Genomic DNA, 24,123 nt, shown 5'->3' with positions numbered 1-24,123 from the left:
AACAATGGGACAGCTCACGAGCGCGGAGCGGGGGTTCGCGGCAGCTATACTTATCGCTTTGATGGTTGTCGGTGTCACCATGGCGGCCGCTGGCCGCTTTGATCCCATCGGCATACACGGCGCTATCGTCCTTGTGTATTGCGGCGCGTTGTTCTGCTACATCCTGACTTCGGCTTTCAGCGAAGAACCGGATGTTTCGCGCTTTTCCAGCTACTATGACGATCCGATCAAGGTCGGCGTGGCCCTCACACTGGCGTGGGCGGTCTTTGGCATGTTCATCGGCGTCTGGGCAGCCGCACAGCTTGCCTGGCCGAGCCTGAATTTCGATACGGCGTGGTCGAGCTTCGGTCGTATACGGCCCGCCCACACGACGGGGGTGATCTTCGGCTTCGGCGGAAACGCCTTGATCGCGACATCATTCCATGTCGTTCAGCGAACATCGCGCGCAAGGCTGGCCGATCAACTCTCGCCGTGGTTCGTGATCTTCGGCTTCAATCTTTTCTGTCTGATCGCGGTCAGCGGGTATTTCATGGGCGTTACCCAGTCCAAGGAATACGCGGAAGCGGAATGGTATGCCGACCTCTGGCTCGTGATCGTTTGGATCGCCTATTTCGCGCTGTTCGTACGCACCTTGGCGCGGCGCAAGGAACCCCACATCTACGTGGCAAACTGGTATTATCTCGCCTTCATTATCGTGGTGGCGATCCTCCATATCGTCAACAACCTGGCAGTGCCGGTATCGTTCGGACACGCCAAAAGCTACACGGTCTGGCCCGGTGTACAGGATGCGATGGTCCAGTGGTGGTACGGGCACAACGCCGTGGCGTTTTTTCTGACGTCGGGCTTCCTGGGGATGCTCTACTATTATCTGCCGATCCGCGCTGAGCGGCCGATTTTTTCCTATCGATTGTCCATTCTCAGCTTCTGGGGGATCACCTTCTTCTACATGTGGGCGGGGTCCCACCATCTCCATTACACCGCGCTGCCTATCTGGGTGCAAAACCTTGGAATGACGTTCTCGGTCATGCTGCTCGTTCCGTCGTGGGCGTCGGCCGGGAACGCGTTGCTCACGTTGAACGGGGCTTGGCATCGCGTGCGTGACGATGCCACTCTTCGCTTCATCATGATGGCGGCGTTCTTCTACGGTCTGTCGACATTCGAAGGGTCTTTCATGGCAATCAGACCCGTCAACTCACTGTCTCATTATACCGATTGGACGGTCGGACACGTTCATGCCGGTGCGCTGGGCTGGGTTGCCATGATAACGTTCGGCGCGTTCTACACACTCGTTCCATCGATCTGGAAACGCGAAAGGATGTATTCTGCAGCCCTGGTCGAAGTCCACTTCTGGTTGGCGCTTGCAGGCACGCTCATCTACGTCTTCGCCATGTGGAATTCCGGCATCATCCAGGGCTTGATGTGGCGCACATATTCAGCCGACAACACCTTGGTTTATTCATTCGTCGACAGTCTGCTGGCGATGTATCCCTACTACATCGCACGCGCTTTCGGAGGGCTGCTTTTCCTCCTTGGGGCGATCGTGGCGAGCTTCAATATCTGGATGACCGTCCGAACGGCTCCCGCCGTGGGAGCAGTTCACGACACGCCCCTGACTTCTGGCCTTCTCGAAAACGCGCCGGCGGAGTGAGAGATGAGCGAACCTCTGCACGGAAGACTGGAACGGACGGCCGTCGGGTTTATGCTAGCTGTCGTTGTAGCGGGAAGCGTCGGCGGGCTTGTCGAGATCGCCCCGCTGTTCACGATCCACGAGACGGTCGAGGACGCCCCCGACATGAGAGTGTACACACCCCTCGAGGCGGCGGGCCGGAACATCTATGTCCGAGAAGGCTGTTACGCCTGCCACAGCCAGATGATCAGAACGCTGCGGGACGAGGTCGAGCGGTACGGTCCTTATTCTCTTGCGGTCGAATCCAAGTATGACCATCCCATGTTGTGGGGGTCAAAGCGCACGGGTCCCGATCTGGCGCGCATCGGCGGGAAGTATTCCGATCTCTGGCACGTGGCCCATTTGATCAACCCTCGCGAGGTCGTCCCGGAATCGAACATGCCGTCCTATCAATGGTTGGCGACAACCCCGCTCGATCTGGCCGATCTGCGCGACCAGCTGGCGGCGCTGAGAACCGTGGGAGTGCCTTATACGGACGACATGGTCGCAAACGCATCTGCTGATGCCTTCGGCCAAGCCAATCCGGACAGCGAACAGTCCTCAGGCGTCACGGAACGCTATGGGCAAGACACGCAGGTCTCTGCGTTCGACGGTGTAAAAACCAGCGTGACGGAAATGGACGCCATGGTCGCCTATCTGCAGGTGCTTGGTCGGCTCACGAAGGCTGCCTATCAGAACACTGCGGCACCGGAGCAGGTGCCGAACCCCAACAATTGATTGCTTAGGGGATTCGAAATGGATCTTACCCACGAAACCATGTTGGAACTGTCCAAGGTTTGGGGCCTGTTCTATCTCATTCTGTTTTCGATCGGAGTGATCATCTACACCTTCTGGCCTTCCAACAAGGCGCGTTTCGATCGGGCGGAAACGGACATATTCGTTAAGGACGACACCCCATGGCGATAGAGGAAGTCGATCCCGTAACAGGCCGGAAGACGACGGGCCACATTTGGAACGGCATCAAGGAGCTCGATACTCCTGTACCGCGCGGGGTTCTGCTCTTCCTCATCATCACCCACCTGTTCGCCGCTCTCTGGTGGATACTCTATCCGACCTGGCCGCTTGGAAGCACGTATACGAGAGGCCTGATCGGCACGGGTCAAAAGCAGGCGGTAGAGCGAAAGATCATAGAAGCCGATGCTTCGCGCTCGCCCTGGATCGAGAAGATCGAGACCGGTTCCTTTGATGAAATCCGTGCCGACGAAAAGCTGATGGCGAAGGTGGCCTCCAGCGGCCATCAGTTATTCGGAGACAATTGCGCCGCCTGTCATGGAAGGGACGGCAAGGGCGGACGAGACTTCCCCGATCTTACCGATGACGACTGGCTTTGGGGTGGAGGACCAGAAAAGATCGTCCAGACCATGACGGTGGGGGTCAATACGACGCACTCGCAAAGCCGCGTGTCGCAGATGCCTGCGTTCGGAACAGACGAAATGCTCAACCGAAAACAGGTGAGCGATGTCGCCGCCTATGTCTATTCGTTGAGCAATTCGTCCACCGAAGCCGCAGACGCCAGCCAGATAGCTGCGGGCCGCGAGGTGTTCATGGCTAGCTGCGTGGCATGCCACGGCGAAGACGCCAAAGGCAAACAGGATGTCGGTGCGCCGAACCTGACCGATGGCCGCTGGATTTACGGCGGGGGCATCGAACGGATCGTCCAGTCGATCCATGGCGGACGGCAGGGACATATGCCCACCTGGGACGAACGTCTAAGTCCAACTGAGATAAAGATACTCGCGCTTTATGTGAACAAGCTGGGTGGGGGTCAACAGTGATGTCCGAAGCGAAGAGACCTATACCACGCGTTTTCAAGTGGCTGCTGATCGGGCTGACCGGGGCGATCTTTGTCGGCGCTAACGCCCATTTTGTTTACATGGCGATCGCCACCCAGCCCGCCTGCATCGAGCATATCAAGGAAAAAGGCCAGCAACCCAACCAATTCAGGGCCGCCGCTTCAGCTTGCTGAACGCACGAGGAGGATCAGATGCCGCAGGACGACACTTCCGGCCGATATCGGAGCGAGGTATCGGGGATACAGGAGACGATGAATCCCGAGTGGCAGCGGCATCTGCCCCTCGGCGCTCCTCTCGGTTGGCTTGGCCAAGGCTGGCAGGACTTGATCCGGCAACCCTGGCCAAGTCTGGCCTATGGGTTCGTGGTGTTCTTACTCGCGCTGGTGGCCACCGTCATGCTGTTTCGGCTCGATAGCGACTATCTTCTCTTTCCCGCATTGGCGGGCATATTGATCGTCGCCCCGCTCTTTGCCGCAGGGCTCTATGTCAAGAGCAGGAGTTTGGCGAACGGGGAACGCACCACGTTTCGTGAGATGTTATTCGTCCGGCCGAGAGCTGGAGGGCAGGTGTTTTTCACGGGGATGCTGCTGTGCATGGTGATGCTGCTCTGGATGAGGGCGGCGGTTATTATCTACGCGCTCTTTTTCGGCGTTAATCCGTTCCCCGGCCTTGATGGCGTAGCAAGGCTATTGGTCACCACCCCCTCGGGCTGGGGCATGCTGATCGTCGGCTTGTGTGTGGGCGCATTGTTCGCTGGATTCGCTTTTGCAATCGGGGTCTTCTCAATCCCGATGCTTCTGGATGAGCGCATAGACGCCTTCACGGCGATGGGCGTTAGCGTTGTCATGGTCTGGAACAACATGGGACCGTCAATGGTCTGGGGTGCGATTGTGCTCGCCCTCTTCCTCGCCAGCCTGCTGACGGGACTTGTCGGACTGATCGTCGTTTTTCCTTTGCTCGGCCACGCCACATGGCATGCCTATAGGGCAATGAGGTAGCGAGGAACGGACAATGACCTGCTGTGCGTTCATTGCGTCGTCGCTCCACGAGCCCGGACCAAGAAGGCCGGGTGTGGACGAGATCGCGTTGGCAAGCAGGGATTTGGGCAATGGTCTCAGGCAGATCACCTTGTCCGTTCCGGACATGCGATGCGGTGCATGTATGGCACTTCTGGAATCGACCCTTGGCAGGCACCCCGAAGTTCACATGGCGCGCGCCAATCTGACGGCAAAGCGTGTAACCATCCATTGGCAAGCGGAAAATGGTTCGCCACCCGATTTTGCCGCTCTGATCGGAACGATCGGTTACACGGCCGTCTTGCCGGCGGAAGGCCGCGATCAACCGGACGGTGAGGTGTCAGGCCTGCTGCGCGCGCTGGCAGTCGCCGGCTTTTGCTCAATGAACATCATGGTGCTGTCGGTATCGGTCTGGGCGGGTGCGGACCCGGCAACACGTCAGACGCTCCACCTGATGTCGGCCGCGCTCGCACTACCGGCCGTGATCTACTCCGGGGCGACATTCTACCGGTCGGCGTGGCGGGCGCTCGTGCACGGTCGGGCCAACATGGATGTGCCGGTCAGCATCGGCGTCCTGCTCTCGTTCGGTCTCAGCGTATACGACACGTTCGCCGAAGGACGGCAAGCCTACTTCGAGGCCAGTACCTCGCTACTCTTCGTTTTGCTCGTCGGACGCACGCTGGATCATCTGATGCGAAGGAAGGCACACTCGGCGGCGACGGCGCTGGCCGAGATGATGCCGAAAGGCGCGAATGTGATACGCGCGGACGGACGGATCGAGTATGTTCCGCTGAACGAAATCGCGCCCGGAACCCACACTCTGATTGCCGCCGGCGACAGAATTCCGGCTGACGGCACCATTCTCTCCGGCCTCACGGAGCTTGACCGCTCGTTGCTGACGGGAGAGAGCCGATGGACGAGCGTCGGACCAGGCGAAAAGGTTCGCGCGGGCGAGTTGAACGTTGGCCGTCCCCTGACTGTCGAAGCCACCGCAATGCCTGCAGATTCGATCCTCGCCGAGATACATGGGATGCTCGAAGCCGTCGAGGGCGGTCGATCCCAATATCGGCTGCTCGTGGACAGGGCAGCGCGCCTCTATGCTCCAATTGTCCATAGTCTCTCGGTTCTGACATTCATTCAGTGGTTCGTGATGACGAGAGACGTCCACCTCGCGCTGACGACCTCGATCTCCGTCCTGATCATAGCTTGCCCTTGCGCTCTCGGGCTCGCGGTTCCGATGGTCCAGGTCGTCGCCGCCCGTAAGTTGTTCAAGCACGGCGTCGTGGCGCGGGACGGTGCTGCGTTGGAACGCCTGGCGGAAATCGACACCGTCGTGTTCGACAAGACCGGCACCCTGACGCAATGCGAGCCGACGCTGTTGAGCGGGAACTGGGTCGGACCGTTGGAGTTTTCATTGGCAGCTTCGCTGGCGCGCTACTCCAGTCATCCGATGTCGACTGCGATTGCGGCCTACGCCTCACGACGCGAGCCGCAAGCCCTCGCGCTCGACGATGTCAGAGAGGTTCCGGGCAGCGGTCTCGAGGCATCTTTCGATGGGCAAATCTATCGACTCGGACGAGCGGCTTGGGCGACGGGCGGCCAGGGAGAGGATTGGACTGCCGCAGCTTCCACCGTCGTCCTGACGCGACAGGCAGAAATCCTCGCTTCCTTCGTTTTCGGAGAGAGCCTCCGGGTGGGGTCGGCGCAAGCGGTGCAGTTCCTGAAGAGCCGCGGCATCGCCGTCCAGATGTTGACGGGCGACGCCCCGGAAGCGGCTCGTGCGGTGGCAAAGGAGGTTGGAATCGACACCGTAAGATCAGCCGCCCTTCCTAAGGATAAGGCGAAGACAATCGAAGCGTTACGCGACAGTGGACGCAAGGCCCTGATGATCGGTGACGGAATAAACGACGCGGTGGCGCTCAAGGCCGCCCATGTTGCCATGGCTCCGGCGTCGGGAAGCGACATCGGTCGAAGTGCCGCCGACTTCATTCTGCTCAGTGGAGGCATGGACGGGGTCGAGATCGCCATAACAACGGCAGGGCGCGCGGCTGCACTGGTCCGTCAGAATTTTGCTTTGGCTATTGTCTATAATGCTTGCAGCATCCCGCTCGCATTGCTCGGCTATGTAAACCCGCTCATCGCCGCGATAGCGATGTCCTCGTCGTCCATACTGGTCGTCGCGAATGCAATGAGGCTTGAGATCGACAGAACGCCACCAGAGCGGAACTTGGGCCGGATAAGTGGGTTGGTAGGAGCAAGACAGTGAGCACGTTGTCGTTTCTCATTCCCGTAGCCCTCCTGATGGGTATCGCCGGGCTTGGCGCTTTTCTTTGGTGTTTGCGCACCGGCCAATACGACGATCTGGATGGCGCAGCAGAGAGGATACTGTTCGAGAAGGACGACAAGCCTCTCGGCGGCTGAAAACACAATTGTAAAACACTCTGAAGGAGGTTCGAATGGAAGACACGGATCATCAGTCTCCGTTAAGTGCCTCCGGCACCACACAAAGCTCGCGTATTCGCACCATCGACCCCTCGGAGTCCGTTACCGGGGTGGGCATTGTGTTTGGCATCCTTGGTGCGGTGATCGGGGTGGTATTCACGGTGCTCCTGGGCGATGCATCCAGCGTTGGCTCTTGGATCGTCGACTGCTTTATTGCGGCGTTGGCGGGAGGTTCCGCAGGGATCGTCATTGGCGGAATGTTTGGAGCGATTTTCGGGGTAATTAGGGGAGTGACGATACCCGCCCGCCGGGATGGAAAGAGCTAAAGAGGTCAATCCGTTTTCGCGGTACGAGTAAGTCGGAATTGAAGAAGGGGTTCTGTGACCGAGGCAAATGCGCGGCATGGGTGCCACGCTTTTGAGGCCTTGGTCTAAATCTCAAGATGGCGGAAGTTGCCGTTCGGGGCCCATTTCGAGAGCGATGGCTCTTGGCAGTTTATCCCAGATTAATAGGTCCTGACCCTAGAGAATTAGAGAATGCGGCCGCTCTTGAGCACATGCTGCACGCCGCTTTGAACGTGCCGTTTGACGACCTCGGATGCACCAGCGACGTCGCGCTGAATGGAAAGTTCAAACAAAAGCCTGTGGTCATCAACGACTGGCTTGCCGCGAAAACTCTCGGCCAGCATGTGGTAACGAAGAAAGCGGTCGAAGACAGACGACAATGTCGCCATCAGCGTCGCCGAATTGCAGGCGGAGACGATCGCCTGATGGAACTCCCAGTCGTATCGGACCCAGTCGACTGTCCGCGACACGTCGCCCGCAAGGAGCTTGCGTTCGGCGGCAGCCAGCCGGTGATGGGCAGCGACGATGCGCCCCTCCCATTCAAGATTTCCCGCGGCAAAGGCAAGGCCGATCGCATGCGTTTCAAGAACAATCCGGAGGTCGGCGAGCTCCAGAAGTTCGCGGCGCGAAGCAGGGCTGACTTCAAAACCACGCTGTCCCTCAGCGACAACGAGGTTTTCCGTGGTCAGGCGGCTCAGGATTTCGCGCAGCGATGAAATGCCGATAGAGTAACGCTCCTTTGCCTGCTCCAGCTTGATCTTCGTCCCCGGCGGCAATGTCCCGGATATGATATCCTGGCGGATCTGCCGGAAGACGACATCGCTTACTGTTTCAGCCGGATCGTGGACTTGCTTGAGCATGGCTTTTCCTGGTTTTGCCGAAATGTCATCTGCGTTGGTGGACCTAAAGCTCGAAGAGAAACCTCCGGATCATTTCTATTTCAGCGTTCCTCTTGCCAGCGCATGTTCGACCCCGCCTTGGATATGCAGCACAAGCACCCGCTTGGCCGTCTCTGCGTCACGTCGCAATGCCGCATCCAAAAGCTGCTGATGTTCATTGGCTGCGACATCGCCTCGATAGGACAAGGCAACCATCTGATATCTCAGATATCTGTCGAAGATCACCGAGTGCGTCTCCATCAGCAGTTTCGAGCCGCAGGCGGATATCAGCGCTTGGTGAAACTCCCAGTCGTAACGCTTCCAGTCCTCTGCCCTGCTGGTGTCGCCGGATGCCATCACCTGTTCCATCCGCGCCAATTTGTAATGCGCCGATACGAGCGGAGCCTCCCACTCCACGTCGCCGTGCACGAACGACTGCTCCAGCGCATGTGTTTCCAGCAGAAGCCTGAGTGCCGCTGTCTCCTTGAGATCCGAAACGGACACCGGAGACACTTCGAAACCTTTTTGTCCCTCGGCAACGACAAGCCCCTCGGAGGACAGCCGATTCAGCACCTCTCGAAGTGTACTGATGCTGGTCTCGTAGGACTCCTTCAGGCTTTCCAGCTTCAACTTTTGTGCTGGCGCCAGCCGACCAAAAATGATGTCGGCCCGAATGCGCCTGTAGCTGCTCTCGGCAATGGTCTCGTTGATAACCGGCTGCAGCATGGCGAGTCTCTTATATTTTCTGTTTCGTCGGATATATCTCTTTCTGGCATTCTCAATCAAGGAAGCATTCGCAGAATGGGAATTAGAATTTTCTCATATGATGCTGGTTTTTCGGGAGAACGCGAGCGACCGGGTCGAGCAGGGCCTGACCACAATACGCGTGCCCCATGCCTGTTGGGCCAAACCCTTTGGCGCGGCTTTCGTACTGCTCAAAAAACTGGGTTTTGCGGCTCAACAGGGCGGCAATTGTTTTTTCAATCGCGCGCAACCATCTAATAGTCATGACTTACGGGAAAATGTCCCCGACCTCAGCAGCCCGTATACTGAAAACGAACCATACTGGGTTGCTTTCCGAAGCGAAAGCCGATTGCTTAGGAAAATCTACTTCTTCTTCCGCTAGCGGTTAGGAGAATGAAAGGGGCCGCAGGCAAACCCGTGGAATTCTACTGCTTCGCATCGGGATGAACAAAGACTACGATGGCGACGTGGGAAGGCCGGTTTGAAGAACGATGACGACAGATTTGTTTCAGGTAAAATTTTGGGGCGTCCGCGGCAGTATTCCCGTGTCGGGCCCCGAGTTCGATCGCTACGGCGGTAACACTTCCTGCATCGAAATTCGCTGCGGAGAACATCGGATGATCTTCGACGCAGGCTCCGGACTGCGCGAGGCCGGGCTCTCGCTGCTCGCCGACAGTATCAGCGACGTCGACCTGTTCTTCAGCCACTGTCACTACGACCACATCATCGGCCTGCCCTTCTTCAAGGCGATCTATTACCCCTCGATCAACGTCAACATCTGGTCCGGCCATCTCGATGGCAAGATGAGCACGCGGGAAATGGTCGAGCAGTTCATCAGCCCGCCCTGGTTTCCGGTCAAGACCGACATCTGCCAGGCGACGATGAACTTCCGCGATTTCCATGCCGGCCAGGTGCTGACGCCCCATGCGGGCATCGAGATCAAGACCTTCATGCTGAACCATCCGGGCGGTGCCATCGGCTACCGCATCGAATGGCAGGGCCGTTCGGTCGCTCTCGTCTATGACATCGAGCATATTCCAGGCAGGTACGATCCGGTTTCGCTGGAGATGATGCGGGACGCCGATCTCGTCGTCTACGATTGTACCTACAATGAAGACGAGATGCAGCGTTTCAAGGGCTTCGGCCATTCGACCTGGCAGCACGGCACCGAGCTCGCGAAGATCGCAGGCGCCAAGCGCTTCGCGCTCTTCCACCACGCCCCTTCCCGCACGGACGAACAGCTGGGGCAGATGGAAATGCAGGCGCAGGCCGCCTTCCCCGAATCCTTTGCCGCCCGCGACAATCAGGTCGTGGTGATCTAGCAGGTCCGCTGAAGGCCGCCTTCATCTTGTGCAGTCTGAAGCTCTTCGACAGAGAGCCTATCCGTCGAGCCGAGCAAGGCCTGCGACGTCACGACGGAACAGATGCTGGGCCAGACCGTTTTCCCGGCAACGCAAAATCAACGAAACAGGGATCCGTCATGACCGTGCTTTCCGGAAAGTGTCTCTGCGGGCAGGTGCATATTTCTGTCCGGGGCGAACCCTTGCGCGTTGGAATCTGTCATTGCACCGACTGTCGGCAAGAAAGCGGTTCGGCCTTTACCTTCTATGGGATCTGGCCCGCTAACCAGTTCGAACATTCAGGGGAAACCAGCGCGTTCCAAGGTCGGCATTTCTGCACCGGTTGCGGCTCGCGGCTGTTTTCCGCCGATGACCAGGAGGCCGAAATCAAGCTTGGCATCCTCTCCGAGGCGCCGACGCCTCTGGTGCCGAGCTACGAACTCTGGATCAAAAGACGCGAGCCGTGGCTGCGACCGGTGGAAGGCGCAGAGCAGTATGACGAAGACCGAAAGTGAAGAACGGTTCTGAGGAGCTTGTCCATGACCTCTCTCGTCCGACATCGCTGGATGACGGTTGCAGGGGTCGAGACTTTCTACCGCGAGGCCGGCCGAGAAGATGCTCCGGTCTTGTTGCTGCCGCACGGATATCCCTGCTCATCCTATGAATTTCGCAATCTCATGCCGCGCCTTGCCGACCATTGGCGCCTGATTGCGCCGGATTTCCCCGGTGCGGGCTACAGCGGCACGCCTGATGATTTCGACTACAGCTTTAGTGGATACGCTGCCTGGCTGGAGGCCTTCGTCAGCGCGATGAATGTCGACCGGTTCGTCCTCTACCTCCACGACTTCGGATCGCCTATCGGTGCGCGCTTGGCGATCAGAGACCCCCGGCGGATCGTGGCGCTGATCATCCAGAATGGCGATATCCCCTATGAAGATGCCCTCGGGCCGAAGTACGCGGATATCGAGGCGACGTGGACGCTTCCGGAATCGGAGATGAGGAAGGTGCTGGCGGAAGCGGTCAGCGAGGAGGCCTTCAAAGAGGAATTCCTCAACGATCTGCCGCCCTCTCTGTCCGACACCATCCCGCCAGATCTCTGGAAGCTGCATTGGTCGCTGATCACGCCGCGGCGCCAGGAAATCGCCATAGACCTGATCGCCGGACTGAAGGAGAACCGGAGCTGGTTCCCGGAACACCGGAAATACTTGCGGGAATGCCAGCCTCCGACCTTGATCGTCTGGGGGCCGAACGACCACTACATGCCGGAAAAATCGGCGCGAGCCTATCTGCGCGATCTGCCGGATGCCGAACTGCATCTGCTCGGCGGCGGCCACTGGTTGCTCGAGACGCATCTCGATGACGTCGTCGCACTCATGCGAGACTTCCTCGGACGCGTTCACGCCGCCTGATCGGCAATGTCTAAGGCCCTAAAGCGCGTCGCGATCTTTCAGATTCGCTCCTCGCGCTTTATGTCTTGCTTTTGCGCATGTCGTTATCGCAAAACCGCGGCGCACTTTTACGCGACATGCTCTAGCAGTTCCGACGCCGATGACCAGCGGACGGCCGGATGCCCGCCCGTCACTGCAAACAAGGCCGACAGGAAGTCCCATGCGGCCGCGTCATGCACCAGATGGTGGGTGAGCACGCCGATAGGCTCGTCGCTGCCGACAAACCGGTCGCGAAGCTCCGCCACCAGTTCGGTCACCAATTCCGCCTCGCTGCGTCCGCCGCGCGTGCCGTGCCAGTCGATGATGTCGACATGGGTGTTGAGAAGCGGCATCGGACCGCCCTGCTTTGCCCGCCCGTAGACCGAAAGTGCTGCAAATCCAAGCGCCGGTAGCGCCGGGATGAGGTCCGCATCGATCCGGTTCCACGGCGGCACCAACACTGGCAGGAAGCTGGCCGGATGCAGCCGTTCTAGCAGCCGGAACCCCTCACCCAACTCGCCGAGGACGACCTCCGCCGGCCGCTCACCGCCGAGTTCCTGCTTCTTCGCCTCCGGCCCGGCATGGTTCGTATGAGACCAGCCGTGCACCGCAACCGTGACGGCTGCTTCCTCCCCCAGGCGTGCGGCCAGTGCTTCGCCGGTCGGGCCGGGAATGACCGCAAGCATCAGCGGAACCTCGTTTTCGCCAGCCAGCGCCATCAGCATCTCCAGCGCCAGGGTCGGCTCGACAGCATCGTCATCCCGCAGCCAGAACCGCGCCACGCGGCCGGCAGCCTGCCAGCGGTCAAGCTCGCGGCGCAGAGGGTCCCAGGCCATCCCGTTGGTCATCACGTCACTCCTATTCCTGCGTTGTCCCGCAAAATTCCGTTCAATACCTGCGCCGCCATCACAAGCGAACGTTGCCCAAGCACGAAACGCCGCGCCGCCTGCCCCATGGCGTCGCGCCTTTGCCTGTCGTCAAGCAGGGCAGCCACGACCTCGGCATAGGCGGTGACATCGCCATCAGGCGTCAGCAGGCCGGTCACCCCAGCCTCGACCACTGCTGGCACGCCTGCCGTTTCCTGCGCGACGACGGGCAGGCCGGCGGCCTGGGCTTCCAGATAGGCAAGGCCATAGGCCTCGCCGCAACCGGGCCAGACATAAAGGCCGCCATGCCCGAGCAGTTCGGCGATCTCGACGGCATTCCGCTCGCCCAGCCATTCGATGCGGCCGGCAAGGCCGGCAAACAGACCCTGCACCTCTTGGCGCATCGGACCATCGCCGATGACGGCAAGCGTCCAGGGCCGGTCTTCGATCAGCCGCAATGCTTTTGCGAGCATGACATAACTGTCCATCTTGTCGCCGGCCCGCATCATCGCGACCGTCATCAGCCGGCGCGGATCGGGGGCCGGCGACACCTTCTCGAACAGCGCCGTGTCGATGAAGGGTTTCAGCCCGGCAAGCCGCGCCTGGGGAAAAGCGGCTGCAAGCCCGGCCTGGTCGCGTTCGGTGAAGCTGATATTGACCGCCGCCTGCATGATCGCCTCGCCCACGCGCTTCTGTGATGCTGCCCAGCCGGTCCGGTCGCGTTTAGCCGCGTAGGAGGCTTCGGCGGTGACATAGGGAATGGCAAATTCGGCTGATATCGCCGGCCCGAAGGGATCGGGCGATTTATAATAGGGATGATAGCAGAACCAGAGTTCCGGTCGCGGCGCGGATTTCCATGTCAGCCGCAGCCGCTCCATCTCGGCGCCGATGGCGGGTTCGACCGCTGCTGCCGCCTCCGGTGTCGAGGCATGGGTGCGGAATTCGGAAACGACGTCGACCTGATGCCCGCCAAGTTCCAGCGCCCGGATCAACAGCCGCGCCATCAGCCGGTCGCCCGACGGCACCGGATGGTTCGGCGATTTCATCGGCGCGTAGAAAGCCACCCGCATTGGGACACCTCAGGTAAGACAGACTGTTTACAACGTGCACTCGTGCCTATGACGAAAATTCCGCTATTGTCCCCTTCATTAAAACTTGCGCATAAGCATATGGAATGTGATCGCGATCGAAGCAATTCTGCCTCTTTCTCAATCTCTATGGGCCTGCGGTTACATCGGCAAGAACGGGAATGAATGACGACGGTCTCGGCCACAGGGATTTTTTCGGAGCGTACGATCAGAAGGGCGAGGCTCGGTTCCGGCCTCGTCATTTTCATCTTCGTCCTCTTGCATTTGTCGAACCATGCGATTGGCCTGATTTCCGTCACCGCCGCCGATAAAGCTGCCCACCTCTTCCTGGCGATCTGGCGCAATCCATTGGGGACCGCCATCTTCTATTCGTCGGTTCTCACCCATATCGCGCTGGTGCTGCGCGCCATCTACATGCGCCGCAGCCTCGTCATGCCGAAGGGGGAAATGGCGCAGATCGTGCTCGGCTTGATGATCCCGCCGCTGCTTATGGATCATGTCATCGGCACGCGCATCGCCCACGAGTTCTACGGCTACATCGATGACTACGAGACGGTCGTCAGTACGCTCTGGATCAGGAACCCGACAAACGGCGTGCGGCAGGTGTTCGGTGTCGTCGCCGTCTGGATCCACGGCTGCATCGGCATCCATTTCTGGCTGCGCTACCGTTCCTGGTATCCAGACTTTGCGCCACTGCTGCTGGCGCTTGCGATCCTCGTGCCGGTGCTCTCGCTGCTCGGCTTCGTCGAAATGGGCCGCACGCTCGCCGATCCCTCCTACCAGCAGGCAATGACCATCAGCGCCTACAAGGAGGGCATCAACACCCGTTACGCCTCTAACCCGGAAGTTCACCGTCAGGTGGCCATGATCCGCGCCGGCCTCTACGGCGCCTTCTCGGCCTCTCTGCTCATCGTCGTCGCTGCCCGCGCTCGGCGCAAGCTGAAGGAGCGGCTTGACCAGGTCGCCGTGAATTATCCGGGCGGCGAGGTGATCCGCGTGCCGCGCGGTTTCTCCGTGCTGGAAGCAAGCCGGCTCGGCGGCCTGCCGCATTATTCCGTCTGCGGCGGCAAGGGTCAGTGCTCCACCTGCCGCGTGCAGATCCTTGGCGACTACGACAGCCTGCCTGACCCTGACAAGATGGAACAGACGACACTCAGGCGCATCAATGCCGGCCCGGATATCCGGCTCGCCTGCCAGCTTCGCCCGAACCGCGACGTTGCGGTCGCGCCGCTTCTCGTGCCGGCGACCGAGGCAGCCCTTCCTGCCAACAGCCAGGAAACGAGCCCCGGCCGCGAGCGCGAGATCGCCGTGCTTTTCGTCGATATCCGCCATTTCACCACGCTGACGGAAACCCGGCTGCCCTTCGACGTCGTCTTCCTGCTGAACCGCTATTTCGCCATCATCGGCAAGGCGGTGGAGCAGGCGGGCGGACGGCTCGACAAGTTCATCGGTGACGGCGCCATGGCGCTCTTCGGCCTCAATACCACGCCGGAGGAAGCCTGCCGCCAGGCGCTCAATGCAGCAGCAGCAATCGTCGCCGAGATCGAGAAACTCGCCGCAGAACTCGCCGACGAACTGGCGCTGCCGCTGCGCATCGCGATCGGTATTCACACCGGCCCCGCCGTCGTCGGCACGATGGGATACGGCCGAGTGCGCAGCATGACGGCGATCGGCGATACCGTGAATGTCGCGAGCCGGTTGGAAAGCGCTGCCAAGGAGTTCGAGGCGGCGATCGTCATCTCCGAACCGGTGGCGAACCTCTCCGGTGCCGATCTCGCCGGCATCGAAAGCCGTGAAATCAGTGTACGCGGCCGGGCCCTGCCCTTGAAAGTCTACGTCATTCCGAGAGAGAAAGCGGCAGAACCGCTCGAAGGAAAAGACTGATGCCCGGCAAGCCCTGGCTGACCGCCAAATACTGGAGCCGCCGGATGCGCAAGGCGCGCAATGCCGCCGCTTCGCGCTTCTTCGACACCCGCTTCGGCCGCCGCCTGCTGATCGAGAATATCGGCCCGCGCGTCGTCTCGATGACGGTCGATGCCGGCGACCACCTGATGACCTTCTCGCCCGCCGACTATATCGGCCGCAAGGTCTTCAGGAAGGGCCATTTCGAGCGCGAGGCCGTCGACCGGCTGATCGTCATCCTGCGCGAGCGGGGCCTCTTGCGAAAGGACGCAACACTGCTCGAGATCGGCGGCAATATCGGCACCCAGACCGTCTATTTCGCCCTCAGCGACACCTACGCCCAGATCGTCAGCATCGAGCCCGATCCGCGCAACTTCCCGCTGCTTGCCCTCAACATTCGCCAGAACCGGCTGGAGGAGAAGGTCCGGCTCGTCCAGTGCGCTGCGGGCGAGAGCGAAGGCGAGATCGACTTTTTCCTCAACCTCAAAAATCACGGCAAGAGCAGCGCCATCCGCCAGAGCCCGACAGACAAGAAGATCAGCGTGCCGGTGAAGCCGGTTTCCGAGATCCTTGCCGGACTTTCGGTCGATCCGGTCGCGATCGGCCTCGTCTGGATGGATATCGAGGGCTACGAGCCGGTCGCCTGCCGGTCGATGCAGCCGCTGCTTGCCCGCCGCGTGCCGCTCTACATGGAATTCACGCCGCTCTTCTACGGCCCGGAGGGAACGAAAGCCTTCATATCGATGCTGTCCAGCTTCTACGAGGATTGCCTCGTCCTCTTCGAGGATCGCGAGGTGGAGATGAAGGTTCGCGACCTGCCGAGCGATGTTGATCAGTACGACGTGCTGTTCTTGCCCTAAGCTGGGTCGCGATCTTTCAGATTCGCTTGCCGCGCTTTCAGTCGTGAGGTTGAGGACGACCTCGAAGTACGGCTTCGTCCTCTTGCGCCCGGCCGGGGCATGGCGGAGTATGACCACCGGGGCGAAGGAACGGGTGGGGAATGGAGGCGGATCGGATAAGAGGCCTTGATGGCATCAGGGCTATTGCCATCCTTGGCGTGTTCTATACGCATTTCGTCGACGGAGATTCTTTGCTCGGCGACCTGGCCGTGCGAACGTTCTTCATTTTGAGTGCCTTCCTGATTACCGCCAAACTGGTCGCGTTGCGCGACGCCGAAGGGTTCAGTTTTGCGGCGCTGCGATCTTTCTACACGCGAAGGGCGCTCAGGCTCCTGCCGACATATTACGCCATGGTCCTGGCCCTCGCCGCGATCGGCCTCGTCACGATCCGGGGTGGGCTTTTTTATCATCTCGCCTTTCTGTCAAACGTCTGGTTCGCGATGAGCATGAATTGGCACCCATGGGTGCTTGCCCATATCTGGACCCTGTCCGTCGAATGGCAGTTCTATCTCATTTGGCCGCTCGTTGTCCTCAGCTGCGCAAATAGATCAGTGGCGCTGGTCGCCGCGGGCGCCATCGCCATTGCGCTGGCATTCTGGCTCGGATGTTATGTCACCGGCTATTACCCCGACAACGTGGTCTTATGGTCTCCCTTCTCGCTTGATGCATTCGGCGTGGGAGCCTTGGCCTTCTTCCATTCGGGCATGCTGGCACGCCCGGTCCGAACACGCCTCCTTGCGGCAATCCTGCCGGCAGCGCTGTGGGGTGCCCTGCAACTCGTTGAGACGGATGGCCGTCCACGGTTGCTGTTGGTCGTCGATTTCCTTCTACAAATTCTTCCGCTTCTGCCGATGGCAATCCTGATTGCCATAACGGCATCAGGGTCAAGCCCGATTATCAATCGCATACTTGGAGCCCGGCCTTTGGCCTATCTCGGCCGCATCAGCTACGGATGCTATCTCTACCACTTTCCGATGCTTTGGCTGATGATGCATATTATGTGGCGGCTGTTCCATTATCCGCTGGAGCGGGGGATCATCCAACTGGTCGTCGTTGCGATCCCGACAGTCGCCTTTTCCGCCCTAAGCTGGGAATTCATCGAACGGCCGATCCAGAAATGGGGGGCCGGTCGCCAAAAGGCGACGCAGGCCAAGATCACCGCATGAGCTACTGGATTGATCCTTATCAAACCGGCTGGAGTTCGTCCTCGCCGCCAACCAGCAGTGGCCAAAGAACACGGGACGCAGGTCGTTGTCGACCACGCAGTCGAAAACGGAAGGTCGCCATCGATCCGTTACGGCCGGTGAGCCGTCGGTCGCCCCATCTCAAACAAGTTTCTTCGCCTCTGATCGCGAATGCTCATGATATTTGTTTTCGCGAAGCGTACCAAAAAGCTTCAAGCTCTCCAGATGCTCGCGCTGGGCGCGATAGAACTCATTGAGGAAGTGCAGCTCCCGGCCGGCCTTCACGGTGTCTTCATACCGGATCCTTCGGGTAATGGTTCGCACGATCTGTTGGATTTCCTTATAGTTGGACGTCTTCGTCGAGTCGCGAAGCACGTCCTCCAGTGTCTGCAGCTCATACTTGCCGTAGACATCGAGGTGCTCCGGCAGGAATTCGAATTCCGCCTGCGTCGATGCGGCGGGGGGGGCAGACAGGGCGAGGTCGGACAAGAGCACGGAACGCGGAGTGTCGACCACCAGGGTGCCGGCGATGATGTCGCCAAGCCTTTGCCGGCGTCGGTTGGTGAATGGGAAGACGACCACCACCAGAAGCCAGAGGCTCGTCAGACCGTTTTCCCAAGCTGACTGCGTGCCGACCGAAGCCAAAAGCCCCATGGGTGCGAAAATTTCCACCTGTTTCATCAGGTTGCGTGCGGTAACCTGGTGCGGAGTGAGCCGCCGTCCATCCATGTTGACGACGCGGATGCCCGTTATTCTTTTTCCGAGCGTGCGTCCGTTCCAGATGAGCTCCGAGAGAATGTAATAGGGGACCTGCACCAAAAAACCGAGCAGCACCGTCAGCATCGCCTCCGCGCTCGCAGGCAGCACGCCTGTAAAGAGGACGGCGGCGGCGCAGATGAACATGATGATTGAGCTGAAGACGATGTCGAGGAATTGTGCGCCGAAACGAGTTCCGAGCGAGGCGATGGCGAAGGTGATCGGGACGCCCTCCGGCGGGATGAACTGCTGGACGCGCTTGCCATCCGTCACTGACTGGCTCATCGCATGGCCTCGCGCGAAGTCTTGCTTTCGCGGCCTCCAAACAACAGCCAGCTTACCCAGAAGACGCCCATCCCCCACCCGATGACGATTCGCCAGAGCGGATCCTGGATCAGCTGACGCAGGAACCCTTCGATGAAGGCTGCCACGACGAGCATCAACGCCGCCAGGATGGCGAGCTTGACGGCATCATGCGCCTGGTGACGCAGGGCTTCCTTTCGCGTTCTGGCACCGGGAAGAAGAACGGCAAGTCCGAGCCTTGCCCCACCCGCGCAGGCAATGGCGATGGCCGCAAGCTCGGTCACGCCGTGGATCGAGAGCCAGGCGAAGACGTCGTAGCCGAGCCCTCTGCGATAAAACATCGCGAAGAACGCGCCGAGGATCAGTCCATTGTAAAAGGTCAGGATGAAGCTCGGCACCGACACGAACACACCAAGGGTGAAGATCAGGATGACGATGGTGGTGTTGTGGGAAAAGAGAAAGGCGGAAAATGCGGCCAGCCGGTCGCTGTCATGCCCTTCATCGCCATAGATGGTCGAGCGGAGGTAGTCGGTCGAGGCATCAGGCGTGCGCTGGTCGGCCATCTCCGGCGGCACCAAGGTATAGAACCAGCTCGGGTCGTTGGCGCAGAGCCTGTAACCCGCCAGCGCCCCTAAAATGAGCGCCAGGAAGCCGATGAACAAAGGCAGGGCCGAACGACGCACGGCCTGGGGAATGCCGTGCAACAGCAGGCGCGACATCAGGCCGCCCAGGCTTTCCTGCGGGGCATAGACGACGAGATAGGCCCGGGCGCAGAGGCTCTCCAGATAGGCGATCAGGGCGCGATCGAGAGAAATATCGCGCGCCACGCTCAGCGAGTTCATCGCCTGCCTGTATCCGGTGGCAAGATTGCGGACCTCATCATAGCCGAGCGCGGCTGCGCCCCCTTTCTCGGCACGCGTCACGAGTTCGTCCAATTGACGCCAGTGTGCCTCGCGCTCCAGCCGGAAGCGGGCCGAACGAAGCGTATCGTTCTGAACGGCGCCGACATTGACTGTCGCGCCCCTATCCATCCTGCCGTCGATACCGATATCCATCATATCATCTCACGGGATTTGATTTCGATGTAGCGCGCAATGAGATCCGAAGTCAGTGCCTCCGGCGTGCTGTCGAGGCAAAGCACCCCGAGACGCGCCAGCTTTTCCATGACGGCGCGCCTCTCCTGAAGGATCTGGCGCGCCGCAACCGAGCGAGCGACGGCATCGAGCGTCGTTTCCTCGGGTTCGATGAGCTTGGCCAGCATCGGATCGCGCAAGGCGACATAGACGACGAAGTGATGCCGGGCGAGCACCTGCATGTTCTCGATCATCAGCTCCGCCGTGATGGTGTCGACGAAATCGGAGAATATTACAACCAGCGAACGTCGCTTCAGGCGTCCCGACAGGTGGGTCAGTCCCAGCGTATGGTTGGTCTCCTGGGTTTCGTAACGGAGCCCGGCGCAAACCGTCTGCAGCCGCGGAAAGGCTGCTCGTCCGGGCAAGGCCGGCACGAACAGACGCGGACGGCTGTCGAAGCTGTAGAAGCCGACGAGATCGCCGGCAAGGCCTGCGCCCCAGCACATGGCGAGCGCCGCATTGATGGCGCGATCGAGCTTCGTGAAGCCGGCAAGCTGTTCGGCCATCAGCCGCCCGGAATCGACGCACAGGATGATCTGGTGGTTTCGTTCGGCCCTCATCTCGCGCACGACGAGACTGCGCATGCGCGCCGACCGCTTCCAATCGATGCTGCGCGGATCCATCCCGCTTACAAATTCACGCAGTTGGTGGAATTCCGATCCCTCGCCGCGCAACCGCAAATCCTTCTGGCCGGCCTCCAGCGGCAGGATCTGGGTCTTGATCGCTCCAGACAGCACCGGCGATATGTCGGGCTGGACGGCGATCTCTTGCCCGACGGGCATCTTCGCGATGATCTCGAGCAGCTTCAATCGCGAAGACCACTTCAGCCACAACTCGTGGACCGCGTATCGGCCCCGCCGGGTCAGATGAAGGTCCAGAGAGGCCTTGACCTCTCCTACTCCGGCACCCGATGCAGGGTTGAGCCATCTGATTTCGTCGACGACCAGCTCGGGAGCGAGATCGAGCCGGATTTCGATTTTCCGGGGCAGCGCGCTTTTCTGCGGCCGGATGCCGACCGCGAACGCGGCGGTGTGGCCGACAAAGCCCTGCGGCGGCAGATCGAAATCGACCGTCATCCTGCCCGCCAAATTGGAGATGACCAGATCGGCGACGGTCAGGGCTGCAAGCGCAAGCCACATGAGGAGCAAAAGGTAGCTCATGTCGCGCCACCACACGCTGGTGAAGACCGTCACCGCGGCGGAAATAAGAACGAGCGCGATCAGAGTGGAGGATGGCCGCATTTAACGGGGCGCATCGACGCGGTTCATGATATTGCGCAGCACCTCGTCCGGCGTGCGCCCGTCAATTTCCGCCGAGGGCGAAAGCACGATGCGATGGCGCAAGGCAGGCACCAGCAACGCCTGGACATCATCCGGCAAACCGTAATCCCTTCCCTCGAAAGCCGCGCGCACGCGCACGGCCGATGCAACCGCGTCGGCCGCGCGGGTGGATGCGCCGTAGAGAATATCGGGATCGGAGCGCGTGGCGCGCACCAGGTCGACGATGTAGGTCAGGATCGTGTTGTCCAGATGGATCGCATCGATCAGCGCCCGCCCCTCGGCAAGTGCGGCACTTGTGACAAGCGGACGGATGCCGGCATTGCGCAGGTCTGATTTCAGCGCCTGCGTCGCGTGTTTGGAGAGGATGGCAATTTCCGTATCGCGGCCGGGAAAATCGACGACAAGCTTGAACAGGAAGCGATCGAGCTGTGCTTCGGGCAAGGGATAGGTGCCCTGCTGCTCGATCGGGTTTTGCGTGGCAAGCACGAAGAAATCCGGTCCCAGGGAATAATCGGTTCCGTCAAGCGTGACCATCCGCTCGTTCATCGCCTGCAGCAAAGCCGATTGCGTCTTCGGGGGGGCGCGATTGATCTCATCGGCGAGCAGAATGTCGGTAAAGACCGGGCCCTTGGTCAGGTGGAACTGATTGGTCTGGAAATTGAAGAGATTGACGCCCAGAACATCGCCGGGCATCAGGTCGGGCGTGAACTGGATGCGACGATATTGCAGCGCCATGGCGGCGGAGACCGACCGGGCAAGCAAGGTTTTGGCTGTGCCGGGCGGACCTTCGACGAGGCAGTGCCCGCCGGCAAAGATCGAGATCAGGACGAGATCGATGATCGCATCCTGCCCCTGCACGGCTTTGCCGATTTCGCCACGAACCGCAGCGATAAGATTGCGAAATTCACCTAGATCCAAGGTCAATGCTCCCTGGAGCATGATGCCGAAAAGTGTAAGCGGTTTTCGGACGACATCATGCTCTAACTCTTTAATTTGGAACAGGATTCAGATTTTAGGCCGACCTGGCCTAAAATCATCCTGTTCCAGCGATTTTCTAAAAATTTCGAGATTGCGGTGCAGGTCCGCCCGTGTCATCCGATGCCCACGATCGATCAACGCCTGCGCTGACGAATGCAATGCCTTCGCCGCCGCCTGATCGCGGCGCGCCAGGCGTTGAAACAGCCGCTCTATGCCCGACTCGTTTCCGGCTCCGGGGCCGAAGACCTGTTGCGCCCTGTCCGCAAGCAGATGGAGCACGAACTGTCCGGTCATCCGGCCATCATTGCCCGAAAGGCGCAGCAGACGCGCCGTCGCGTCGATCGCGGCGGTCTTCGACAGCTCGATGTTTCCGGATGTCTCGGGCAAAGCAGGCCCGAAGCGATAGGCACCGCGCCAGAAACAAATCGCTGCAACGACGAGCAGTACTCCCCAGATGACGGACAGTGGATAGGCGACAAACCGCTTGAAATCGGAGGCAGAGCGCTCGTAGGTGCGGCCCTCATCCGCCGGTTTCTTGCTATCCAGAGGCAGGCCGGCCGTATCCAGATAGACTGGCCGCTTCTCGCCCGCGCCGCGCAGCAGCGTGATGAGCGACACGGCAAAGGAGGCGTTATCGGCCAGAGCCAGTCCGTGATTGTTCAACAGGTCCGGATCCGACAGCAGATAGATGTTCGGGTCGTCCGTGCAACGCAGGAGCAGCGCACCCGACGGCGTGCCCGCGAGCTCCTTGCAGCCGCTCGGGAGGCTAGATCGTTCGAAGGTCTGCGCCTGATAGAGGGTGATCTTGATGGGCTGGCCCGGTTTCAGCTGTGGCTGCGCCTCTTCAAAATCGGTGCTGCTACGGGCAAAGCCGAAATCTGAATAACCGATCTTGTCGAGTTCGCCGCCGATATCGGCGAGATCGACCAGTCCGGATTTGCCGGCAACACCATCCGTTGAGACGCTACCGCGCCATTTCGGCAAAACGATCAGCGTCGGCAGCGCATATCGGTTTGACTCCCGGATCGGGCTTTCCGGGCCTGCATCATCGGCTTCCTCGTTTGCCTGAGGTGCGACGGCCTCGGCTTGGCGTATCGCCAGGGGAATGATGCGCAGCGAGATTTCCGAACGCGCCCGAGCGACATGAGGGTCGGATCGTACGACAGGGATACCCTTGGCTTGCAGCCACGTTTCCAAGCCCTTGTTGCCAAGCGGCGAGCGGTCGAAATCGCTGCCGCGCGAAAGCGCGAAGACTGCCAAAGCCGCCAGCGCAAGCAACAACCCCAGCAACAGAAGAGGCCCCGAGTTACGCATTGGCCACTCTGCCTGATGACAGCAAGCCGCGCGCCGTCGTCAGAAGGACGCCGAAATGGCTTTCCGCAAGCGTGCGGCCGCCGTAATGAACGAGCTCCACTGCCGTCAGAAAATTTTCAAGCCTGTCGCGTTCGGGCATACTGCTCGGTAGACGGGCGAAAACGGCCCGTTCCGTATCCGAGCGGAAAAGCCGTGTTCCCGTCATATCTGCTGCATGAAGCAGGCAATGTCTGAGCAGGAGGACAAGCGCCTGCCTGCGATCCGCCATGGCGGCAATGCGCTGCAGAAAGTCGCTCGGCTTTTCCTCGGCCTCGGCTGCTGACGTGCGCCAACTTTCCGGCGCCTCCCCCTGCCGCTTCATGTCGCGTGGGGCAGACGACAGCAAGACACCGCCATTTCCGAAGCGTATCCACAAGCCGACGGCCACGATGAGACCGACAAGCACGATGGCAACCGCCAGAGACCCGCTGACGACCGGCTCCCGCGGGATCATCAACGGCCTGCGTTGTGGTGACGATTTTGTCGTATTCGATGCCGGTTCGACCTTTGCAGAGGCGTCGCCATAGACGAGCGTGCAGCGCAATCCGTTCTGCTGGCACTGCGCGGCATATTCGGCTCCGACGGCGCTCTTTTGATGATCGCCGCGCCCAACCTGCTGACTGTCGCTGTCTTGCGCTTGTGCGGGCGGAAACTGAGCCGAGGCGGCGAGCAACAGAGCCGCCAGCAGGCCGAGATTGCGGATGGTCATG

Annotated in this window: 26 protein-coding genes; 16 read left to right on the top strand and 10 right to left on the bottom strand. The window is 60.2% G+C overall.

Features of this window, described 5'->3' with window-relative positions; all coding sequences use genetic code 11:
* The first annotated feature begins 4 nt into the window (after positions 1 to 4).
* The 9 genes from ccoN to HFO99_RS06910 are packed head-to-tail and all read left to right on the top strand — an operon-like array spanning position 5 to position 7,264.
* A complete protein-coding gene (gene ccoN / locus HFO99_RS06950) occupies positions 5 to 1,648 on the top strand; it encodes a cytochrome-c oxidase, cbb3-type subunit I (protein WP_222360162.1) in 1,644 nt (547 codons plus the stop codon).
* A 3-nt stretch (positions 1,649 to 1,651) separates the two neighbouring features.
* A complete protein-coding gene (ccoO, locus tag HFO99_RS06945; protein WP_222360160.1) occupies positions 1,652 to 2,404 on the top strand; it encodes a cytochrome-c oxidase, cbb3-type subunit II in 753 nt (250 codons plus the stop codon).
* Positions 2,405 to 2,422: 18 nt separating this feature from the next.
* Positions 2,423 to 2,593, top strand: a complete 171-nt coding sequence (locus tag HFO99_RS06940; RefSeq protein ID WP_222360158.1) for a cbb3-type cytochrome c oxidase subunit 3 — start codon at positions 2,423 to 2,425, stop codon at positions 2,591 to 2,593.
* The gene (ccoP, locus tag HFO99_RS06935; RefSeq protein WP_222360156.1) at positions 2,584 to 3,462 is read left to right on the top strand and encodes a cytochrome-c oxidase, cbb3-type subunit III; all 879 of its coding nucleotides are present in this window, start codon (positions 2,584 to 2,586) and stop codon (positions 3,460 to 3,462) included. Before HFO99_RS06940 ends, ccoP begins: the two co-directional genes overlap by 10 nt.
* A complete protein-coding gene (locus HFO99_RS06930) occupies positions 3,462 to 3,653 on the top strand; it encodes a hypothetical protein (protein WP_128400892.1) in 192 nt (63 codons plus the stop codon). Before ccoP ends, HFO99_RS06930 begins: the two co-directional genes overlap by 1 nt.
* Before the next feature lie 18 nt (positions 3,654 to 3,671).
* The gene (locus tag HFO99_RS06925) at positions 3,672 to 4,478 is read left to right on the top strand and encodes a DUF2189 domain-containing protein (protein WP_222360154.1); all 807 of its coding nucleotides are present in this window, start codon (positions 3,672 to 3,674) and stop codon (positions 4,476 to 4,478) included.
* A gap of 13 nt (positions 4,479 to 4,491) precedes the next feature.
* Positions 4,492 to 6,762 carry a heavy metal translocating P-type ATPase gene (locus tag HFO99_RS06920; protein WP_222360152.1) on the top strand — a complete coding sequence of 757 codons (2,271 nt, stop codon included), beginning with the start codon at positions 4,492 to 4,494 and terminating at the stop codon, positions 6,760 to 6,762.
* Entirely contained in the window at positions 6,759 to 6,917 is a 159-nt protein-coding gene (gene ccoS, locus HFO99_RS06915) for a cbb3-type cytochrome oxidase assembly protein CcoS (protein WP_003546179.1), read from the top strand. Before HFO99_RS06920 ends, ccoS begins: the two co-directional genes overlap by 4 nt.
* A gap of 35 nt (positions 6,918 to 6,952) precedes the next feature.
* Positions 6,953 to 7,264: a hypothetical protein gene (locus tag HFO99_RS06910; protein WP_222333748.1), complete on the top strand. Its 312-nt coding sequence runs from the start codon at positions 6,953 to 6,955 to the stop codon at positions 7,262 to 7,264.
* A gap of 203 nt (positions 7,265 to 7,467) precedes the next feature.
* On the opposite strand, the gene HFO99_RS06905 is transcribed toward HFO99_RS06910, so the two are convergent.
* Both HFO99_RS06905 and HFO99_RS06900 read right to left on the bottom strand, forming a co-directional pair.
* Positions 7,468 to 8,142: a GntR family transcriptional regulator gene (locus HFO99_RS06905; RefSeq protein ID WP_222360150.1), complete on the bottom strand. Its 675-nt coding sequence runs from the start codon at positions 8,140 to 8,142 to the stop codon at positions 7,468 to 7,470.
* 75 nt (positions 8,143 to 8,217) lie between these two features.
* A complete protein-coding gene (locus HFO99_RS06900; RefSeq protein WP_222333981.1) occupies positions 8,218 to 8,886 on the bottom strand; it encodes a GntR family transcriptional regulator in 669 nt (222 codons plus the stop codon).
* Positions 8,887 to 8,983: 97 nt separating this feature from the next.
* Here HFO99_RS06900 and HFO99_RS06895 point away from each other — a divergent pair, with 97 nt between their 5' ends.
* The 4 genes from HFO99_RS06895 to HFO99_RS06880 all read left to right on the top strand — a co-directional run bounded on the left by HFO99_RS06895 (position 8,984) and on the right by HFO99_RS06880 (position 11,653).
* Entirely contained in the window at positions 8,984 to 9,286 is a 303-nt protein-coding gene (locus tag HFO99_RS06895; RefSeq protein WP_222360148.1) for a hypothetical protein, read from the top strand.
* Positions 9,287 to 9,395: 109 nt separating this feature from the next.
* Positions 9,396 to 10,226: an MBL fold metallo-hydrolase gene (locus HFO99_RS06890; RefSeq protein WP_222360146.1), complete on the top strand. Its 831-nt coding sequence runs from the start codon at positions 9,396 to 9,398 to the stop codon at positions 10,224 to 10,226.
* 158 nt (positions 10,227 to 10,384) lie between these two features.
* Complete coding sequence (locus HFO99_RS06885) at positions 10,385 to 10,759, top strand: GFA family protein (protein WP_222360144.1); 375 nt, start codon at positions 10,385 to 10,387, stop codon at positions 10,757 to 10,759.
* Positions 10,760 to 10,783: 24 nt separating this feature from the next.
* A complete protein-coding gene (locus HFO99_RS06880; protein WP_222360142.1) occupies positions 10,784 to 11,653 on the top strand; it encodes an alpha/beta fold hydrolase in 870 nt (289 codons plus the stop codon).
* 107 nt (positions 11,654 to 11,760) lie between these two features.
* Here the strand turns inward: HFO99_RS06880 and HFO99_RS06875 are convergent, their stop codons facing one another.
* Complete coding sequence (locus HFO99_RS06875) at positions 11,761 to 12,519, bottom strand: polysaccharide deacetylase family protein (RefSeq protein WP_222360140.1); 759 nt, start codon at positions 12,517 to 12,519, stop codon at positions 11,761 to 11,763.
* Entirely contained in the window at positions 12,519 to 13,607 is a 1,089-nt protein-coding gene (locus HFO99_RS06870) for a glycosyltransferase family 4 protein (protein WP_222360138.1), read from the bottom strand. Before HFO99_RS06870 ends, HFO99_RS06875 begins: the two co-directional genes overlap by 1 nt.
* Before the next feature lie 183 nt (positions 13,608 to 13,790).
* Here HFO99_RS06870 and HFO99_RS06865 point away from each other — a divergent pair, with 183 nt between their 5' ends.
* The 3 genes from HFO99_RS06865 to HFO99_RS06855 all read left to right on the top strand — a co-directional run bounded on the left by HFO99_RS06865 (position 13,791) and on the right by HFO99_RS06855 (position 17,592).
* Positions 13,791 to 15,509 (top strand): adenylate/guanylate cyclase domain-containing protein, encoded by a 1,719-nt coding sequence (locus tag HFO99_RS06865; protein WP_222360136.1) that lies wholly within the window; start codon positions 13,791 to 13,793, stop codon positions 15,507 to 15,509.
* Positions 15,509 to 16,387, top strand: coding sequence for an FkbM family methyltransferase (locus HFO99_RS06860; RefSeq protein ID WP_222360135.1), 879 nt, complete (start codon positions 15,509 to 15,511; stop codon positions 16,385 to 16,387). Before HFO99_RS06865 ends, HFO99_RS06860 begins: the two co-directional genes overlap by 1 nt.
* A gap of 140 nt (positions 16,388 to 16,527) precedes the next feature.
* Positions 16,528 to 17,592 (top strand): acyltransferase family protein, encoded by a 1,065-nt coding sequence (locus HFO99_RS06855; protein WP_222360133.1) that lies wholly within the window; start codon positions 16,528 to 16,530, stop codon positions 17,590 to 17,592.
* Between the two features lie 159 nt (positions 17,593 to 17,751).
* Here the strand turns inward: HFO99_RS06855 and HFO99_RS06850 are convergent, their stop codons facing one another.
* From HFO99_RS06850 to HFO99_RS06825, 6 genes are all read right to left on the bottom strand, one after another.
* Positions 17,752 to 18,651, bottom strand: a complete 900-nt coding sequence (locus HFO99_RS06850; protein ID WP_222360131.1) for an RDD family protein — start codon at positions 18,649 to 18,651, stop codon at positions 17,752 to 17,754.
* On the bottom strand, positions 18,648 to 19,724 hold the full coding sequence (locus HFO99_RS06845; RefSeq protein WP_222360129.1) for a stage II sporulation protein M: 1,077 nt from the start codon (positions 19,722 to 19,724) through the stop codon (positions 18,648 to 18,650). Before HFO99_RS06845 ends, HFO99_RS06850 begins: the two co-directional genes overlap by 4 nt.
* Complete coding sequence (locus HFO99_RS06840; protein ID WP_222360127.1) at positions 19,724 to 21,043, bottom strand: DUF58 domain-containing protein; 1,320 nt, start codon at positions 21,041 to 21,043, stop codon at positions 19,724 to 19,726. Before HFO99_RS06840 ends, HFO99_RS06845 begins: the two co-directional genes overlap by 1 nt.
* Entirely contained in the window at positions 21,044 to 22,000 is a 957-nt protein-coding gene (locus HFO99_RS06835; RefSeq protein WP_222360125.1) for an AAA family ATPase, read from the bottom strand.
* Between the two features lie 87 nt (positions 22,001 to 22,087).
* Entirely contained in the window at positions 22,088 to 23,374 is a 1,287-nt protein-coding gene (locus tag HFO99_RS06830; protein ID WP_222360123.1) for a hypothetical protein, read from the bottom strand.
* Positions 23,367 to 24,122 carry a hypothetical protein gene (locus HFO99_RS06825; RefSeq protein ID WP_222360415.1) on the bottom strand — a complete coding sequence of 252 codons (756 nt, stop codon included), beginning with the start codon at positions 24,120 to 24,122 and terminating at the stop codon, positions 23,367 to 23,369. The genes HFO99_RS06830 and HFO99_RS06825 overlap by 8 nt, the downstream gene beginning before the upstream one ends.
* Position 24,123: the final 1 nt, after the last annotated feature.

Source organism: Rhizobium leguminosarum (assembly GCF_019798305.1).
GTDB lineage: Bacteria > Pseudomonadota > Alphaproteobacteria > Rhizobiales > Rhizobiaceae > Rhizobium > Rhizobium leguminosarum_U.
Note: the sequence above shows the minus strand (reverse complement) of the source record. Positions and strands in the feature narration are given on the sequence as shown.